The 17,538-nt window shown below is 50.1% G+C and carries 13 protein-coding genes; 7 read left to right on the forward strand and 6 right to left on the reverse strand.

What is annotated here, in order from left to right:
• Window positions 1-345 precede the first annotated feature (345 nt).
• The 5 genes from C5S61_RS10310 to C5S61_RS10330 are packed head-to-tail and all read left to right on the forward strand — an operon-like array spanning window position 346 to window position 7,694.
• Window positions 346-2,136, forward strand: a complete 1,791-nt coding sequence (locus C5S61_RS10310; protein ID WP_110514975.1) for a polysaccharide deacetylase family protein — start codon at window positions 346-348, stop codon at window positions 2,134-2,136.
• Window positions 2,103-3,815: an ABC transporter permease gene (locus C5S61_RS10315; RefSeq protein WP_110514976.1), complete on the forward strand. Its 1,713-nt coding sequence runs from the start codon at window positions 2,103-2,105 to the stop codon at window positions 3,813-3,815. Before C5S61_RS10310 ends, C5S61_RS10315 begins: the two co-directional genes overlap by 34 nt.
• Before the next feature lie 11 nt (window positions 3,816-3,826).
• Entirely contained in the window at window positions 3,827-5,107 is a 1,281-nt protein-coding gene (locus C5S61_RS10320) for an ABC transporter ATP-binding protein (protein WP_110514977.1), read from the forward strand.
• Window positions 5,108-5,159: 52 nt separating this feature from the next.
• Window positions 5,160-6,533 carry an MraY family glycosyltransferase gene (locus tag C5S61_RS10325; protein ID WP_110514978.1) on the forward strand — a complete coding sequence of 458 codons (1,374 nt, stop codon included), beginning with the start codon at window positions 5,160-5,162 and terminating at the stop codon, window positions 6,531-6,533.
• Between the two features lie 45 nt (window positions 6,534-6,578).
• The gene (locus C5S61_RS10330) at window positions 6,579-7,694 is read left to right on the forward strand and encodes a DUF3048 domain-containing protein (protein ID WP_205701383.1); all 1,116 of its coding nucleotides are present in this window, start codon (window positions 6,579-6,581) and stop codon (window positions 7,692-7,694) included.
• A 173-nt stretch (window positions 7,695-7,867) separates the two neighbouring features.
• On the opposite strand, the gene C5S61_RS10335 is transcribed toward C5S61_RS10330, so the two are convergent.
• The 4 genes from C5S61_RS10335 to C5S61_RS10350 form a co-directional block, all read right to left on the reverse strand.
• The gene (locus tag C5S61_RS10335; RefSeq protein ID WP_110514980.1) at window positions 7,868-8,605 is read right to left on the reverse strand and encodes an ABC transporter permease; all 738 of its coding nucleotides are present in this window, start codon (window positions 8,603-8,605) and stop codon (window positions 7,868-7,870) included.
• Window positions 8,602-9,456, reverse strand: a complete 855-nt coding sequence (locus tag C5S61_RS10340; RefSeq protein ID WP_110514981.1) for an ABC transporter ATP-binding protein — start codon at window positions 9,454-9,456, stop codon at window positions 8,602-8,604. Before C5S61_RS10340 ends, C5S61_RS10335 begins: the two co-directional genes overlap by 4 nt.
• Before the next feature lie 4 nt (window positions 9,457-9,460).
• The gene (locus C5S61_RS10345) at window positions 9,461-10,069 is read right to left on the reverse strand and encodes a TetR/AcrR family transcriptional regulator (RefSeq protein WP_110514982.1); all 609 of its coding nucleotides are present in this window, start codon (window positions 10,067-10,069) and stop codon (window positions 9,461-9,463) included.
• A 130-nt stretch (window positions 10,070-10,199) separates the two neighbouring features.
• Window positions 10,200-12,686, reverse strand: coding sequence for a S8 family serine peptidase (locus C5S61_RS10350; protein ID WP_110514983.1), 2,487 nt, complete (start codon window positions 12,684-12,686; stop codon window positions 10,200-10,202).
• Between the two features lie 391 nt (window positions 12,687-13,077).
• On the opposite strand from C5S61_RS10350, the gene C5S61_RS10355 reads away from it, so the two are divergent.
• Complete coding sequence (locus tag C5S61_RS10355; protein WP_110514984.1) at window positions 13,078-14,610, forward strand: CHASE4 domain-containing protein; 1,533 nt, start codon at window positions 13,078-13,080, stop codon at window positions 14,608-14,610.
• 94 nt (window positions 14,611-14,704) lie between these two features.
• Complete coding sequence (locus tag C5S61_RS10360) at window positions 14,705-14,971, forward strand: hypothetical protein (protein WP_110514985.1); 267 nt, start codon at window positions 14,705-14,707, stop codon at window positions 14,969-14,971.
• On the opposite strand, the gene C5S61_RS10365 is transcribed toward C5S61_RS10360, so the two are convergent.
• Both C5S61_RS10365 and C5S61_RS10370 read right to left on the reverse strand, forming a co-directional pair.
• The gene (locus tag C5S61_RS10365; RefSeq protein ID WP_110514986.1) at window positions 14,968-16,884 is read right to left on the reverse strand and encodes a heavy metal translocating P-type ATPase; all 1,917 of its coding nucleotides are present in this window, start codon (window positions 16,882-16,884) and stop codon (window positions 14,968-14,970) included. The genes C5S61_RS10360 and C5S61_RS10365 overlap by 4 nt on opposite strands.
• A gap of 137 nt (window positions 16,885-17,021) precedes the next feature.
• Complete coding sequence (locus tag C5S61_RS10370; RefSeq protein WP_110514987.1) at window positions 17,022-17,456, reverse strand: Fur family transcriptional regulator; 435 nt, start codon at window positions 17,454-17,456, stop codon at window positions 17,022-17,024.
• Window positions 17,457-17,538: the final 82 nt, after the last annotated feature.

Below are 17,538 nucleotides of genomic sequence, written 5' to 3' on the forward strand. Positions count from 1 at the left end.
CATACTTTGTTATTTTTAGATACAATAATTAAACACATTTTTCATATTTCAATAATCAATTAATATAATTACATATCTATATTAATTGAAAGTATTTTCAACAATAGATCCTCGAATGGAATCGCGAAAATACGGTTGATCAATGGCATCTGCAGCCACTCGCTGCGCCTGCTGGCTACGCTGCTGCGCTAGCTTGCCCCCGTTCTGCCAGCCCAATTCAGCTGCAACAACGCGAGTGGCTGGGCATAGCTGAGTAAAGTGCTGAAGGCTATTTTTTGTCAAGCAGCCAGCCCTGTGTTAAAATGCGCAATTGCGTTGAGCACGCACTAACTCGAAGGGCTTTACATGCAGCGGTTTCGTCAATCTTCGATTCTGATCATCCTGACCATGGCTTTGTTTGGCCTTGGCGGCCTGCTGATCGCTCAATGGTTGCGCCCCGATCGCTCGCCACGCACGTGGACTGGCGGCAATATTCTGGCCAACGCCGATTGGCAAAGCGCTGCCGATAACGGAATTCCTGATGGCTGGACGGGCAATGGCCTCAAACGCGCCGACACCACCAATGGCTATGTGCTCGACGATACGTATAGTTTGCAATTGTATGGGGTCAATAGTTTTGCTCGCTCACCACGCCTCACGGCTCAAGCAGGTCAGCGCTATCGGCTTGGTTTTCAAGCATTAATCGACCCCGGAACCCAACGCAGCAGCGTCGGTGCACAAATTCAGGTTTGGGTGCATTGGGTCGATGCCGCTGGCGATGATATTCGGCTCGATAAGCAAGAACCCATACTGCTGGGCTTCGATAGCCAAGGCGCACCAACCTGGACCCCAATTTTGCTTGAAACTGAGCCAAGCCCCAGCCAAGCAGCTTGGGTTGCAATTTCAATCCACGCGCTTTCCGATGACACCATTTATCTTGATAATTTGAGTATGGCCGCAGCAGGCATTTATATCGAACCCTATCCACAGGGCGCGGTTGCCGCCGTGAGCTTTAGCGTCGATTGGGAAACTGCCATGGGCGGGGCAATTCACTCGCTCAGTTTGCCGACCGATGCCATCAGCAGCGCCACCAGTTTGGGCTTGCAAGCACGCCAAGGCACCCACAATTTACTCGATTTATTTGCGCCACATCAGATTCGCGGCACATGGTTTGGCAATGGCTATAATTTTTTATTCGGCAACCAAGAGCGCCGCACCTGGATGGGCGATCCAACCTTTGCTTGGGCCGCCAGCACGCCGCGCCGTTGGCAAACGATCGATTGGTCGCAAACGCCATGGTTCAGCCACGATCCCTATGGCACGGTCGAAAGCGATCCTGCTTGGTATTTTGGCGATTTGCTTGCGCCATTACACGCCGCCCAACAAACAATCGAAAGCCATACGTTTAGCCATATGTACGTCGGGTTTGCTCAGGCCAACGAGCTAGCCAGCGATAGCAGCGCATGGCACGAATTGGCAATCAGCCAAGGGCTTGCACCAGCCAGCAGCCTCGCGTTTCCCTATGGCGGCAGCGACGGCGTAACCGAAGCTCATTGGCAAACCTTACGCGCCGCTGGCATTCGCACCGTGGTGCGGACGCGGGTGCTCGATGCAACCAACCTTCAACGCGGCTTAAACGATCGCCACTTGTTGATTGATCGCCGCTGGTGGCAACCGCGCCAATTGCCAGGCCACGATCTGGTTGCATTGCCAGATGTCTATCTCACGCCGCAAACCGCACTCACTGCAACCACCTATTTGCAGCAAGCCATGGCCAGCGGCGGAGTCATCGACATCTATGCCCATAATTACGAAATTTATAATCCTGCGCAAATCGCTGTTTGGCAAACCGCCATTCAACAGGCGGTTGCTGCTCAAGCGTGGATCGCCACCGTGCCGGAGATTGCCGACCGCTGGCGTGCGCTCAAATCCATTCAACTCACCATCGAACAAACTCCTGAACAACTCCAGATTCGCCTAGCCAACCAAAGTCGTTTTGATTTGGCGCAGCTAAGCTTGCGGCTTCCTGCTGAAAGCATTGGCAGCGATAAAGGCAGCTTTGATCAGGCCCAACATCGGCTGATTCTTGATTTACCAGCAAACTCCGCCGAGGAGATTACGATATGGCTCAAACCATCAACGCCGCACGTACCGTAAATGGCAAACGTCGTCGGTTAGGCGGCTTTCATTGGTTTTTGTTGTTGCTGACAATTGGCATGACCGTGCTAATTTCAGCGCCAACCCTGTTTTTCCAAACGGTTCAATACGATGCAAGCGCCACGATTCAACTCAATCCGCAACGCTATCGCAGTTTTATGGCCGAACAAGCCTTGCAAAATCAGTTATGCGATGCCAGCCGCAACGTGGTCAAAAGCATTTTGCCCAAATTTGGCAGCAATACCTTCGGCTCAGCCTGTGCCGCACCTGCTGCTGATGGCAGTTTAATCTTAACCGCCCAAGCGACCTCTCCAGAAGATGCCCAAGCCGCCGCCGATTACACCGCCCAAAAGCTGATTCAGCAGGTGCGGGCGGCTGGTGGCCGCGATAGTTTGCGCCGCTTGATGGAATATGAGCTTGGCTTATTGCTCAAAAATCAGCCAGCCAACAATGAGCTTGGTCGCCGTTTGCGCGAATTGATCGGTGTACAAGCCTTTGATTTTTCGTTGCATGCCAACACTGAACTGCCAGCAATCAATGCCGAGGATCTCAATGATCTGGTGCGCGCGTTTGAAGTGCGCTTCGATCAGATTGCCGTTGAGTTACGGCAACCAGATTTAGCAGCAGAACGGGCGCGCGACCTCAAAACCGCCCGCGGCTTAATTGGCACCATCCTGACCGATGTGCTCTACGCCGACCCGCGCTACCAATCCAATGATAGCAAAGCCAGCGCTGCTTATGTCAAACAAGCAGCGCTCTTGCCAACCCAAGCCCGTTCGCAAAATTTTGCGCTCAAATTTGGCTTGGCCTTGGCGGTTGGTATCGTTGGCGGCATTTTGTTGGTGCTAGCCGATCGCGCAATTGGTATCGTCGATAAAGTACGTGAGCTTTGGGCCTATCGCGAGCTGATTCGCAACTTGGTGCTGCGCGATTTACGCTCACGCTACAAAAACTCGGCCTTGGGCTATGTTTGGTCGTTGCTCAACCCATTGTTGATGATTTCGATCTTCTATATTATTTTCGGCCTGCTGCTCAATTCCAATATTCGCCATTTTCATATTTTCTTGATGGTGGCATTATTACCGTGGAATTATTTTATTGGCGGCATGGCTGAAGGTATGATGAGCGTGATCAGCAACGCCAACTTGATCAAAAAGGTTTATTTCCCACGCGAAATTTTGCCAATCACCACATTAATTTCCAATTTGGTAAATTTCATGCTGGCATTGCCAATTATGTTTTTGATTATGTTTATTACTGGTGCGCCAATCAAAGCAACGCTTTTATTGATGCCAGTCATTATCATCATCGAAAGTATGTTTATTTTGGGAATGATTCTCTTCTTATCGTCAATCACGGTATTTTATCGTGATGTTTCGCATATTATGGGGATTGTGCTGCAATTGTGGTTTTTTATCACGCCAGTATTCTACCCCTTAGATAATATTGCCAGCGCCAATTATGCCAAACTAGTGCGGTGGCTCAATCCAATGGCCTCAATTGTCGATTTCTATCGCGATATTGCCTATGGTGGGGTCACCAATATTCCCGATTATCCAACGCCTGGCTTGCCAAGCCTCGACGGAGTGGCGCGAACTGGTCTGACCGCCTTGATTGTGCTGTGTTTCGGAGCCTATGTGTTTAACCATTACAGCGCCCGATTTGGCGAAGAACTCTAAGCGAGGCAATGATGATTATTTTTGAGAACGTCTCCAAGCATTTTACAATCAAGCGCGATCGGCGCAATAGCATTCAGGAACGGATCGCAGGCTTGTTCAAGCCCCAAGCAGTGCCCGATGAAGATTTTTGGGCCTTGCGCGATGTGAGTTTTACAATCAATCGCGGCGAAACGGTGGGCCTGATTGGCCACAACGGTTCCGGCAAATCAACAACCCTCAAGCTGATTACGCGCATTTTGCAGCCCAACAGCGGCAAAGTCGTGGTCGATGGGCGGGTTTCAGCTTTGCTTGAGCTTGGTTCAGGCTTTCACCCCGACCTGACAGGCCGCGAAAATATCTTTTTGAATGGCTCGCTGCTTGGGTTCAGTAGGGCCGAAATGGCTCAAAAAGTTCCAGCAATCATTCGCTTCTCCGAGCTAGAAGAATTTATCGATATGCCGGTCAAGCACTATTCATCGGGCATGTATATGCGCTTGGGCTTTGCCGTGGCAATCAATGTCGATCCCGATATTTTGATTACCGACGAAGTATTGGCGGTCGGCGATGAGTTGTTCCAGCGCAAATGTCTCGATCGAATTTATCAACTCAAGCGGCGTGGTAAGACGATTTTGTTTGTTTCGCATGCCATGGGCCAAGTTCGCGATTTGTGCGATCGCGCCTTGTGGTTTCATCATGGCAATTTGATGGTCGATAGCACACCAACCGAAACGATCGATGACTATTTGGCCGAAACCAACCAACGCGATGCAGAGCGGATTGAGGCCGAAAAAGCCGCTGAAGCTCCCGAACCAGAAGTTGTCAGCAGCGAAACGGAAAGCGAAGAAGTAGCCGCCGAGCCAGCTCCCGAATTCGATGCTCGGCGTTGGGGCAGCCGCGAGGCCGAAATCTACAAGGTTGAATTGCTCAATGCTGCTGGCGAAGAGATTCAGACCGCAATCACTGGCCAAGCCTTAACCATTCGCATGCACTATCAAGCCCACGAGCCAATTGAAAAACCAGTTTTTGGGGTTGCGATTCACCATCGCACTGGCTTTCATATCAATGGGCCAAATTCACGCTTTGCTGGCCTCGAAATTCCCGAAATTGCCGAACAAGGCTATGTCGATTATCACATCGAGAACTTGCCGCTGCTCGAAGGCAACTACGAACTTTCAGTTGCGCTCTACGATCATACCCTGACCCATCCGTATGATCATCACGATCGCAAGCACGATTTGCGGGTCTATGCAGCCTCGATTGGCGAGCAATTTGGGGCGATTTATATTCCTTCACAATGGCATTGGCATAAATAAGCAGCATAATGGAAGTAGCCCATCCCTCGATTTTTAGCACGGGGAAAACTCTATGATCAAAGCTTGGTTCAAACCACAAGAATGGTCGTTTGATCGGTTTCTGTTATGGGTTTCGGGCCTCATGTTGCTAGGGATGGCATTATTAGTTCCATTACAAAGTGATACGTGGTGGTTATTGCGCACTGGCCAAGATATTGTTCAACAACGCACAATTATCACCACCGATCTCTATAGTTGGACAAATCAAGGCAATTTCTGGCCAAATCATGAATGGTTAACTCAAACAATGATGTATATTTTATATGCAATTGGGAGTTATCCATTATTAGTTGCAGCATTTGCCAGCATCATTTTCTGTACATGGTATTTAATTTATCGTTCAGAAAAAATCAATCCTAAATTAGCAATTTTACTCTTAACTCTTGGCATCGTTGATAATGTTAAAGGTTGGAGCATTCGACCGCAAATTATTACGATTTTTTTATTTGTTCTGTTAGTTTTAATGATTCAGCAACGTAAATATCACTGGTGGATTATCCCATTTATGTTAATTTGGGCTAATCTACATGCTGGATTTGTGGTTGGAATGGTGCTGATTGGCATTATCACTGCGGTAAATATTGTGCAACGTCAGGATGTTATACGTTGGCTTGCAATCAGTGCACTTTCATTTCTAGCCAGCTTATGTAATCCCCATGGCTATGAATTATGGCTCTTTACGCTCAATTCGCTGGATAGCAGCACCTATGCCTATATTGAAGAATGGCAGCCACAACGTTTTACGAGCCTTGCCAGTTATCCATATTTTTTACTGGTTATTGTAGTGGGATTAACGTGGTATCGTCGCCGTTATAAGCCAAGCACGAATTATGAATGGTTTTTAGCCCTGGCTACGATTTTGTTCGGCTTTATGGCATTTCGTTCAGTACGCCAAAATGTATTTTTTGATGTGCTGGCAGTATTGTTATTATTCAAAATGTTTGCAGTTACGCCCTATAAACCAAGCAAAACCAGCGCATTCGAACCAATGCAAGGGGTCATTCTAGGTCTAACTGCGATTATCGCAATTAGTTTAGTTACTTTTAGCTGGATTCAACGCACACCGTTATTATCCCAATCGATTCTCGATTCAATCAAAAATTGTTCGGGAAATATCTATAATTCCTATAATAGTGGCGGTGATTTGATTTGGTATTTGCCTGAACGTCCAGTATTTATTGATAATCGCTTTGATCCATATCCAAAAGATTTTATGAATACGAATATGCAAACTGAAGATAATGGTGCATACAAGCCATTGTTCGAGCAATATCAGATAAAATGCGCCTTAGTTGAAATTGATAGCCCAATTGCCAAAAATCTACAAACAGATAATTGGCAGCTAACGAGCCAAAATCAAACCTATCAAGTCTTTTCTCGACCATAGATCTGATCAAGCGCGATCTTATGTTCAATGTCAGGGGGTTTTTGCATGCGTCGATGGTTTTTTATTATATTGCTGCTTATTCTAGCAGCATGCAGCACAACCGGAGCGCCAACAGCGACGGTGCCAGCCCAACCTAGCCCAACCGCGACCACGCCGCCAAGCCCAACGCTTGCGCCAACCTCAACCACGCCGCCAAGCCCAACGCCTGTGCCAACCGCCACGCCCATCAGCAGCGACCCACGAACTGGGCGGCCTGCCATGGCGCGGGGCACGCTCAGGCAACGCCCGTACATCACAATGATCGACAACTTTCCAGCTGCCTATCCGCAAACGGGCTTAGACCAAGCGGCGATTGTGTTTGAGGCCTTGGCCGAGTATGGCGTAACCCGCTATATGGCGGTTTTCACCCCCGATTTGGTTGAGGTTGCAGGCGATTTGGGGCCGGTACGCTCTGCACGGCTCTACTTTGTGCAATGGGCCATGGGCTTTCGCGCGGTCTATACCCACGCTGGTGGTAGCCCAGAAGGCTTGGAGCGCTTAGCCGCCGACGACAACGATTTGGTGATTGATATTGATTTGGTGAGCTTAGAAGACCGCCAGATTTTCGATTATTCGCGCCGTTCGTTAGAACGCGATGCCCCGCATAATTTGTATACCAGCGCCGCCGAAATTGCCAAATATGTCGCAGATCGCGCTAGCTCCAGCGCCCAAGCAGATGTCAGCGAAGTTGGCTATTTGTTTGCCCCAGAAGTTCCAGTCGCTGAGCCAATTAGCACAATCGATTATTTCTTCATCTACCCCGACGACCCTGCTGGCTGGCGCTACGACCCAGATACCAACGAATATGCTCGTTTGCGCCGCGGCAGGCCGCATATTGATGCAGTCAGTGAGCAACAACTCACCTTCAAAAGCATCGTTACCATGGAAGTATTCGAAGCGCCAATTATCGGCGACGACAAAGGCCGCATCGACCAGCAAGTGGTTGGCGAAGGTCGAGCATTGGTATTCGCCAATGGTTCGATGCAAGCAGCAACGTGGCGCAAAGCTTCTGAATCAGCGCCATTGCGCTTTTATGATAGCGCCGAAGCGGAAATTATCTTTCCTGCTGGCCCAATCTGGATCGCCGCCATGCCCAGCTTGGAGAATGTGACTTACGAGTAAGGACGAGGGGTCAGAGGTCAGGGGTCAGTTTAATCTATGCAGGTTGTTTAGAGGCTATTGGCTATCGAGGAGTGGTTTGAAACTTAAGATTTACAGCCAATAGCCTCTAGTCAATAGCCAAACTTTTACCAACAAACGCTTATGTTCTATGCTCTATGTTCTATGTTCTTATGTCATTCAACATCCTTCAAGGTGCGCGAGGCCAAGGTTAATAGAAACAAGCCATAGCCAAGCAAAATCACAATATTCGTCCAAATAACGCTGGCGCTTGGCGTTTTGCCAATAATTTCTTGAATTGCATCATTGGCATAGAATAATGGAAAGGCATGGCCAAGCCAATTGGCCCACGTCGGCAGTTGCTCAGGATTGATCAACAAGCCAGAAAGAAATACCGACGGCAAGATAATCAATGGAATAAACGGAAACACTTGGCCTTCGTGGCGGGCAAAGGTCGAGATAAACATCCCCAGCATCACCGATGTGATAGCCAAGAGCCAAATCACCCCAAACAACATGGCCAAGTCGGCCCAAGCATAGCTCAAATCAAATAGCCACAAGGCCTCGGCCAAGGCAATTATTGCTTGAAATGTGGCCAGCAGAATGTAGCCCAGCACATAGCCGCCAATAATTTCGATGCGCCGAAAGCCATTGATAAACATGCGCTCCAAGGTTCCGGCTGTACGCTCCTGCACCAAGACAATCGCACATAGCAAAAAGGCCAAAAAATGCACCATAAAGGCGGTAATCGGCATAATGTAGCGGGCGTTGTTGAAGCCCTTGGGCATGGTATCGAAGAAAATCTTCAACAGATAAATAATCAACAACGGAGCCATCACCGACAAGCCAAGCAAGCGTTTGTCGTGGCGTAATTGGGTTAATACACGTTTGGCAACAATCAAAACTCGGCTCATTGGGCTACCTCGCTTTTTTGCAGCATACGCAACACAATCGTTTCCAATGAATCTGGTTGCAAGGCGATGGCTTGCACAGCTGGATTCAGCCCATAGCCAGCTAAACTTTCAGCCAAGGCGCTAGGCGTGCTAGCGATTTGGTGAGTGCTGGTTTGGCCAGCTTGTTGGATAGTTAATTGAGTTTGGCCATGCTCCAAAATTGCCTGCGGCGTATCGACAATCAAAATTTGGCCAGCTTGTTGGATGGCAAGGCGGTCGCAGAGCAGTGCTTCATCCATCAAGTGCGTGCTAATAAACAGGGTTGTGCCAGCGTTAGCCAATTCGCGAAAGAGTTGCCACGAACGCACCTTGAGATGCGGATCGACCGCCGCCGTTGGTTCATCGAGCAAGAGCATGCGCGGTTTGTGCAACAAGGCGCAGGCCAACGAAACCCGCTTTTTCATCCCACCAGAAAAGCCATAAACCGCATGATCAGCGCGGTTGGTCAATTCGGTAAATTCAAGCGCTTCACCAATTCGTTGTTCTAATTCAGGTACGCCGTGGGCGCTGCCAAAAAAACGCAAATTTTCGCGCGCCGAAAGATCTTCGTAGAGCGCAACACCTTGCGGCATATAGCCAATTAATGCGCGCAATTTGGCTTGATCGCGTAATGGATTCAGGCCGAGCACTTGCCAATCGCCGCTATTGGGCTTGAGCGCGCCAACCAAGGCTTTGATTAAGGTCGATTTGCCTGCGCCATTTGCGCCAAGTAAGCCAAAAATCATGCCTTCAGGCACACTTAAATCGATGCCTTGCAGCGCTTGGACATTGCCGTAACGTTTGGTGAGTCCCCGAACTTCAACTGCGTTCATGGGTTTACTCCTTTGGCTTGAGTCCATTCAGAAAAATCTCAATCGTGGTTGCAATATGTTCGTCGTCGGTTAAGCCGTCGGCCTGCAAGCTAGGAAATATGACCTTGCTCAACATCTGCGGCATCAACATGCCCATAAAGGCCCGACTGCTGGCGCGCGTATCGTGCTGGCGCATGCGGCCAAGCTGAATCTGATGTTGAAAGTAGCGCTCCAAAAATTGCTTGATCTGCGGCACGATCTGCTCGCTGAGCAAATCTGTTGGGTTGCGCCCAAGCAGCATTTCGCCCAAGATAACCCGCATTATTTGGACGGTGCGCTGGTTATCGCCTGCTTGCAAATAGCCTTTGGCTAAGAGCGTTAGCAATTGGCTTGGCTCGCGTTCGAGCAAGCCATCGAGCGCTTGGGCTGTTTGCAAAAACGGCATTTGGCCTTGCATCACCGCCTCAAGCAGCGCCTCTTTATTTGGAAAATACCAATAAATCAAGGCTGGCGACTGAATCTTGGCTCGCGCAGCAATCGATTTAATCGTTGCTCCCCGAAAGCCTTTTTCAGCAAATTCGGCCCGCGCAGCCTCTAAAATCGCCTCGCGCCGTTCGCCTTGTTCATCAGTCATACGCTACTCCAAAAAATTGATTGAACGTTCAATCAAGAGTATAGAGCGTGCTGATTGGGCTGTCAAGGGTGATTTTGGGCAAAACAAAACCGCGATCAAAAATTTGATCGCGGTTTTGCTGGAATTAGGTTTATTTACTGGCCCACGGAGCCCAAACCTGGTATTGGTTGACTACCGTGGTTGGGGTGTTGCTTGGTGCAGTCGTCGCGGTTGGCGTGTTGCTCACCGTGATTGTTGGCGGATTCGTTGCCGTCGGCGTGTTGCTTGGTGCAGTCGTCGCGGTTGGCGTGTTGCTCACCGTGATTGTTGGCGGATTCGTCGCCGTCGGCGTGTTGCTTGGTGCGGTCGTCGCGGTTGACGTGCTGCTCACCGTGATTGTTGGTGGGTTGGTCGCCGTTGCGGTGTTGGTCGGACCAGTCGTTGGCGTGTTCGTTGGAGCGGTGGTTGGGGTTGGTGTACCGCCGCCGTTGCTCTCGCGCAATGGCCCAGCTACCGCTAAACCATAGGCTTGGCTGGCAATTGGCACATTATGCGCATTAACCTCAATTTGATATGCGCCAAGTTGTGGAGTATTGATAATCACGCCTTCGAGGTTATTGGTGCGGTCGCCAGTGCTCTGATTGTTGCCATAGTAGCGCGTGCCATCAGGCCCAATCACCACTAAATCAAGATCATTGACCAATTGTTGAGCGGCAGCCAACGATGCTGGTGGATCAGTCCAGTTGAGCATCACTCGCAATGGTTGGGTGTTGGTCAAGACGGTTAATGGTTGGCTGGTGGTGTGGTTGTAGCTCACAGTTTGGCCAGTGCTCAAGCCAGCAGCATGATCATCAACCCACAAATCATACGGCGCTGCTTTGGTGATAAAGCTCAAATTGCTGCGCCCCCAACCAGCCACGCTGTTTGGTCGATTGTAGGGAATTTCTTGGGTTACGCCAGTGCCATATTGACCAGGGGCAATATCAACTGTGGTATTCAGCGCAATTGATTTGATCACTGCTGCACTTGGATTGCTCAGACCTTCAGTTGCTAACCATTCGCGAATCAATGCGACCGTGCCAGCAACCAGCGGCGTTGCCATCGATGTACCGCCAGAATAAACATAGTTGCCGTTGGTTTCGTGCACGCCCCACAAGGTACTTGCACCACTACCATACGAACGAGTAGAAACGATATTGGTGCCAGGTGCAACCAAATCGGGCTTGATCCGGCCATCGTCGGTTGGCCCGCGCGATGAGAATGCAGCCATCCCGTTGGCATCGTCCGAAAGTGTATCCGAAAGAATCGGCTCGGTTGCAAAACAAAAGCTCAGCAATAGCCAAGGCAAGCTGGTATAGCCACCAGTTGGGCGTGGGCTTTCGCTTGCCCCAACCGTAATCACATTTTTGGCGGTGGCTGGAGTCAACAGCGAATCGGGGTCAACCACGCCATTGCCACCAGTACAAAAACCCATCTCACCAACTTCGCCATCGGCCCCGCTATTGCCTGCTCCAAAGAGCATGGTGTAATCGGGGTGTTCCCACAAAAATTGGTCGGTGCGCTGAGCGCTGTATGGATAACCACCATACAAGGCTTCAGTATCGGTAACAGGCCCCGTCACATCGCCCCAGCTATTGCTATGAATCCGTGCACCAGCATTGTAGGCTTGTTGATACATTGGGTAAAAATCGGTTGGCAAGCCAACGATATTACCATTTACATCAGCCTCAAACGCTTGCACCACCAACTTGGCCTCGGGCGCAATCCCAGCCATCGAGCTGGTGTAGCTGTGGCTAGCTGGGTTGGAGCCAGAAAGCGCCCCATTGCCAGCAATCGAGCCAGCAACGTGCGTGCCGTGGCCATGATTATCGTCCCAATTACTGCCAGCAGAGAGCACCTGAGTAGCCTGAATTCGGTTGGCAAAATCGTTGCTCAAGGTTGCCAGCGAGCCAGTATCCAAGCCCGTGTCGGTGTAGGCCACAATTTGGTTTTGGCCATATAACTGTCGATCCATCCAAACTGGCTCGACTTGTTGCACCTGCCGCGCATATTGATCGATCAGCTTGGGTGTGCTGACCACTTCGATCCAGCGCACTTCGCTAATGCGAGCCAATTGCAGCATTTGATCAACACTACGAATCGCATCGAGCGTGAGGCCTTGGGCTTTGACTGCTTGTTCAGCGCTTGCCAACTGGTTATCCCAACCGATTGTGCGCAATGGCAAGCCGCGATATTGACCACGTTGCAGCAATTTCAGCAAGCCAGGCTGAACCTTATCGGCCAACGTCCAAGCGCCGCGAGCATAAAAGCCATCGATGGTGCGGGCTGCTGCTTGCTGCGCTGCTGAGCCACGCACCAAATAGGCATAATCGGGCAGATATTCAACAATTTCTAGGCCTGTGGCTGCTACTGCTTGGCGCTGTTTCAGCAAAATCGGCCCGCTAAATTGAATAACCGCATACCCGTCAATTGGCTGCAACCATGGATCAGCCTGAGTTTGGCTAGCCACCGTGAGATCAATCGTGCCCCGTTGAAGATACAACTTTGGTGGAATTGTGGCGCTGGGGGGCTTGCTAGCGGCACTTCCGAAGCTTAGCAAAACCAAGCTTAGCAGTAAAAGACCATGAAATAAGCGCATGCGACCTCCGGGTGGTAATTGCAGGTGTGCCCTGAGAGAATTATGAATATTGCACACCGTTGAGGAAAATCAATAGTCAAAGTATAAAAAATTTTTACCAAAATTACTAGGGGGAATTTGTATAAAGGATGAAGGATGAAGGATGAAGGATGAAAGAACAGAGAACAGAGAGCATAGAACAGAGAACATAGGGATTAGGGATTAGGGATTGGGCTATAGGCTATTGACTATCGGAGATTTGTTGAAATGGCAACAATTGTTCCGATAGCCTCATGCCTATAGCCTGTAGCCTCATTCCCCTTCGTGATTTCGATAGGCCATAACCATACTATCGAGAGAACGTGCTATCATAGGCGCAACGTTCTACTCAGCAATCTAGTAAGGTTCTTTTATGGCATCTACGCCCTTTATTGGCACGCGCTCACTGCGTCGCCAAACAACAATTGTGCTTGTAACCAGCCTTCTGCTCTTAGTGATTGTCTTGATTTTTCCACTGCGAATACTATTACTCCAATCGTTTGCAGAGCTTGAAACCAACTCCATGCAAACCGACCTCGATCGGGTAGTGAATGCCGTGCAAACTGAGCAAAATCGCATCGATACGGCCTTGGTTTCATGGTCAACATGGGATGATACCTACGCTTTTATCGAAGCTCCCGAAGCCGATTACATCAGCAATAATGTTGGCGATGATGTTTTTGCCAGCTACAAGCTGAATCTCATGGCCTTTCTCGACCAACAACAAGCCTTGATCTACGGTCGTATGACTGATGCTGGCAGATTTGGCGATTTACCAGCAGAATTTTTGCCTTTTGTGCAACAAGTGCCTCAATTGACGACGTTTAGCGATCCAACCCAGCGTAATTTAGGTATCGTGCGTTTTCAAGAGCGTATTGTCTTAATTGCGGCTCGGCCAATTATCAATAGCCAAGGTCAAGGCCCAATTCGTGGCACAGTGATTTTTGGGCGTTACCTCGACCAACAACTGCTTGATACATTGGCAGCGACAACCTTATTTCCTTTTCGCTTAGAAGATGCAGTTAATCCACCAAGCGATCTGCGCAGCTCAATGCAGCAGCTCAGTGCAGCCAATCCCCGCCTCATTAGCCCAATCGATGAGCATGCCTTGCGCGGTTTACAACAAATCAACGATCTGCAAGCCAAGCCTGCGCTCGTCGTCAATATCGTTCGGCCACGCACAATCTACAATCATGGCCAACAAGCCTTGCAGGTTGTGCTGATTTTGACTGCTGCGGTTACCGCCGTTGGTGGATTAATCCTCTACGTTTTGCTCAATCGGGTGGTGATCAGCCGCGTGCTCAAACTGAGCAGCGAGATCAAACATGTGGCCAATAATTTGCATGAACGCGTCGCAGTAGTTGGCAACGATGAAGTGGCTGGCCTCGCTACGAGCATCAATCAGACCCTCGCTGTGCTTGAGCAAGCTCAGCGGGCAACCAACGCGGCTGAAACTGAGCGCAATCAATTTCAAGCCAATATTCTTGCCAGCCAAGCCAAACAACTAGCCCTGCAAGATCAATTGATTCAAGCCCAAGATGTTGTGATTGCTGAACAAGCCACGCCACTGATTCCCTTCCGCGATGATATGCTGGTTATGCCCTTGGTCGGAGCCATCGATCAAGCGCGGGCTAGCCAGATTTTGCGCACTTTGCTGCAAGGTATCGAGCAACAACGGGCGCGCATCGCCTTGGTCGATATTACTGGCGTAGCTCAAATTGATGGGTTTACTGCCGAAATGTTGCTCAAGGCGGCCAATGCAGTGCGCTTGCTTGGTGCGCAACTCGTGCTGACTGGGCTTAGCCCAGAGATCGCCCAATCGTTGGTGGCATTTGGCCAACAGCTCGATCAACTGACAACATTTAGCACCCTGCAAGCTGGAATTGCCTGGAGCATTCGACGCTAAATCTTCTCAAGCTACTTGGGCCATGCTATGATGCAATTCAATGCTATTAATCGCCATCGTCGCTTCATTGGCCACCTAAACGAGGAGCTGCTGTATGGACAATTATCATGTGCCGAATGCCAAAGATATGCACGCGAGCTTTGCTTGCCCTGAGTGTGGCAGCAAAAAACAGCATATGCGACCCTTGCTTAACTCTGGGATTCACATGCTGCGCTTTTTTGTGCAATGTCTTGAGTGTGGCCACGAATATACCTACAAAAAGCCCTTGCCCAATCTGAATCGTCAATTGAGCAAGGACCCTTTGACATGGTTTATGTTGGTAGCAATGGTTTTGATATTTGGCTTTATGTTTTTTGGCTAGCGCCGCAATAAGCGCAAGCCATTGGCCACCACCAATAACGTGCTGCCTTCGTGGCCAATCACGCCCAATGGCAAGGCAATATTGCCAAACAACGCCGAAACTAACAGCACAGCAATTACGCCACCAGCAAAGGCAATATTCTGCCAAACAATCCGTTGGGCGCGCCGACCAAGCCGCAAAGCTTCAGCAAGCTTCAATAAATCGTCGCTGAGCAACAGCACATCGGCGCTTTGCAAGGCGACATCGGTGCCAGCAACACCCATGGCTACGCCTAATTCGGCTTTAGCCAAGGCCGGTGCATCATTCACTCCATCGCCAACCATGGCTACTGGGCCATAGGTTTGCTGCAATTCTTCAATCATGCGTGCTTTATCGCCAGGCAACAATTCTGCCCGTACATCGTCAATGCCAAGTTGGCTAGCCACATGCTGGGCAACAGCCCGATTATCGCCAGTCAACAGCACTACGCGTTTAACTCCAGCAGCATGCAACGCAGCAATCGCTTGCTTGGATTCAGGCCGCACAGTATCAGCCAAGGCGATCAGGCCCCATACTTGCTCAGTTGTGCCAACCCCAATCACGGTTGCGCCTTCGGCTTCAAGGTTGGCGGCTTGGGCTTGCACCAATTCGCCCCACAAGCGCGGTCGGCCAACTTGCACCAACTGGCCATGCACATCTGCTTGTGCGCCCATGCCCGTGATCGATTGAAAATCAACGGCGGTTGGCACGCTGATGTTGTGTTGCTCAGCGTAGTTCACAATCGCCTTCGCCAACGGATGCTCCGAAAAGGCTTCGACCGCTGCTGCTGCTTTCAGCCAATGTTCAGTTGGATATTGGCCAAGATCAAGCGTTTGGGTTACGCTCAATTGACCGGTCGTCAGCGTGCCAGTTTTATCTAAGGCCACAACCTTGATCTTGGCGGCAGCTTCAAGATAGCGCCCACCTTTGAACAACATACCATGGCGAGCAGCGTTGGCCATTGCCGAAAGCATCGCCGCTGGAATCGAAATGACCAAGGCACATGGCGAGGCAACCACCATCAAAGCCATCGCCCGATAGAGCGTCGTTTTCAAATCCCAATCGAGAAACAGCAAGGGAATTGCAATCGCCAACAAGGTCATTGCGACCACAGCATAGGCATAATATTGGCCAATCACGCGATCGGTAAAATCTTGGGCTTTGGCTTTTTGGCTGCGGGCTTCCGCTACAGTTTCGATAATGCGCGCCAAGGTTGTATCGCCAACCGCGACCGTTACCTCAATCGTCAATGCGCCAGTGGTATTGAGCGTGCCAGCAAATACCTTGCTGCCAGCAGCTTTATCGACTGGCAACGATTCGCCAGTAATCGCAGCCTCGTTGATCGAAGAAGCGCCGATGCGCACAATGCCATCGACCGGAATCCGCTCGCCAGGCCGCACCAGCACCCGATCGCCAAGCGTTAAATCGGCCACAGCAACCACTGCTTGCGTGCCATCAGCAGCAATCCGCGTCGCTTGGTCGGGAGCCATCTCCAGCAGGGCATTGACCGCGCGATGGGTACGGCCCATGGCATAGGTTTCGAGCGTATTCGAAAGCGCAAACAAAAACATCAAAATTGCGCCTTCACGCGGCTGACCAACTGCTGCCGCGCCGATTGCAGCCACAATCATCAAAAAATTAACATCGAATTCGCGTTGGCGCAGGCTTTCCCATGCATTGCCCAGCGGAAACCAGCCGCCACTGGCAAACGCCAGCACATACAGCACCCAAGGAATCCAGGTTGGCACGCTGGCAAAACTGCCTGCAACCCAGCCCAAGCCCGTTGCCAGCAAACAGATTGCGGTTAATCGCAGCATCCAAGGCAACGCTGCCAATTCATCGAGTTCGGCTTGTGCTTCAGCATGCAGGTGGCGGTTGCTAACACTCGTTGTCATGACCCATGCTCCTTAGCAATGAGAATGATTCTAAATTGCTGATAAAAAAATTTCGGCTATTAGCACTGTTTTAAATGTTTTAATTTAGAATGATTCTAAATTGAGATCAAATAAAAAGTGCCGAAGCACTCTTTACTTTAATTTTTACAACGTTCGCAGCGTCCGTAAACCACCACATTGGCCGATTCGAAGGTTGCGCCAGCGGTCGAGGCAATTTGGGCCAACATTAAGTCAAGCTGTGGTGCATGACAATCGATAATTGAGCCACATTGCGAACAAACAAAGTTCATATGTGGAGTTGTATCGAGGTCATAGCGGGTGTGCTCATCGGTATTCAACGGCATCGACTGAATAACCCCCAGCTTTTCCAAGGTTGTGATTGTATTATAGACCGTGGCTTGGCCAATGCCATGCTGTTTAACCACCTCGACAATCTCAGCAGCAGTGGGATGCCCGCCGTGGCGCGCTAAAGCCCAACAAACCGCCTCGCGTTGAGGGGTTGGTCGATACCCATGGTGTTCCAATTCGCGTAACAAGCGCCGTGCGCGCTCTTCAGGTTGCATAATTGCCATTGTGCTTCAACCTTAGAATGATTCTAATTACTATTCTAGCATTAGGCTTCATTTTTAGCAACATATGCTTAACTCGTCAAGT

It is taken from the genome of Herpetosiphon llansteffanensis (genome assembly GCF_003205875.1).
GTDB classification, from domain to species: Bacteria; Chloroflexota; Chloroflexia; order Chloroflexales; family Herpetosiphonaceae; genus Herpetosiphon; species Herpetosiphon llansteffanensis.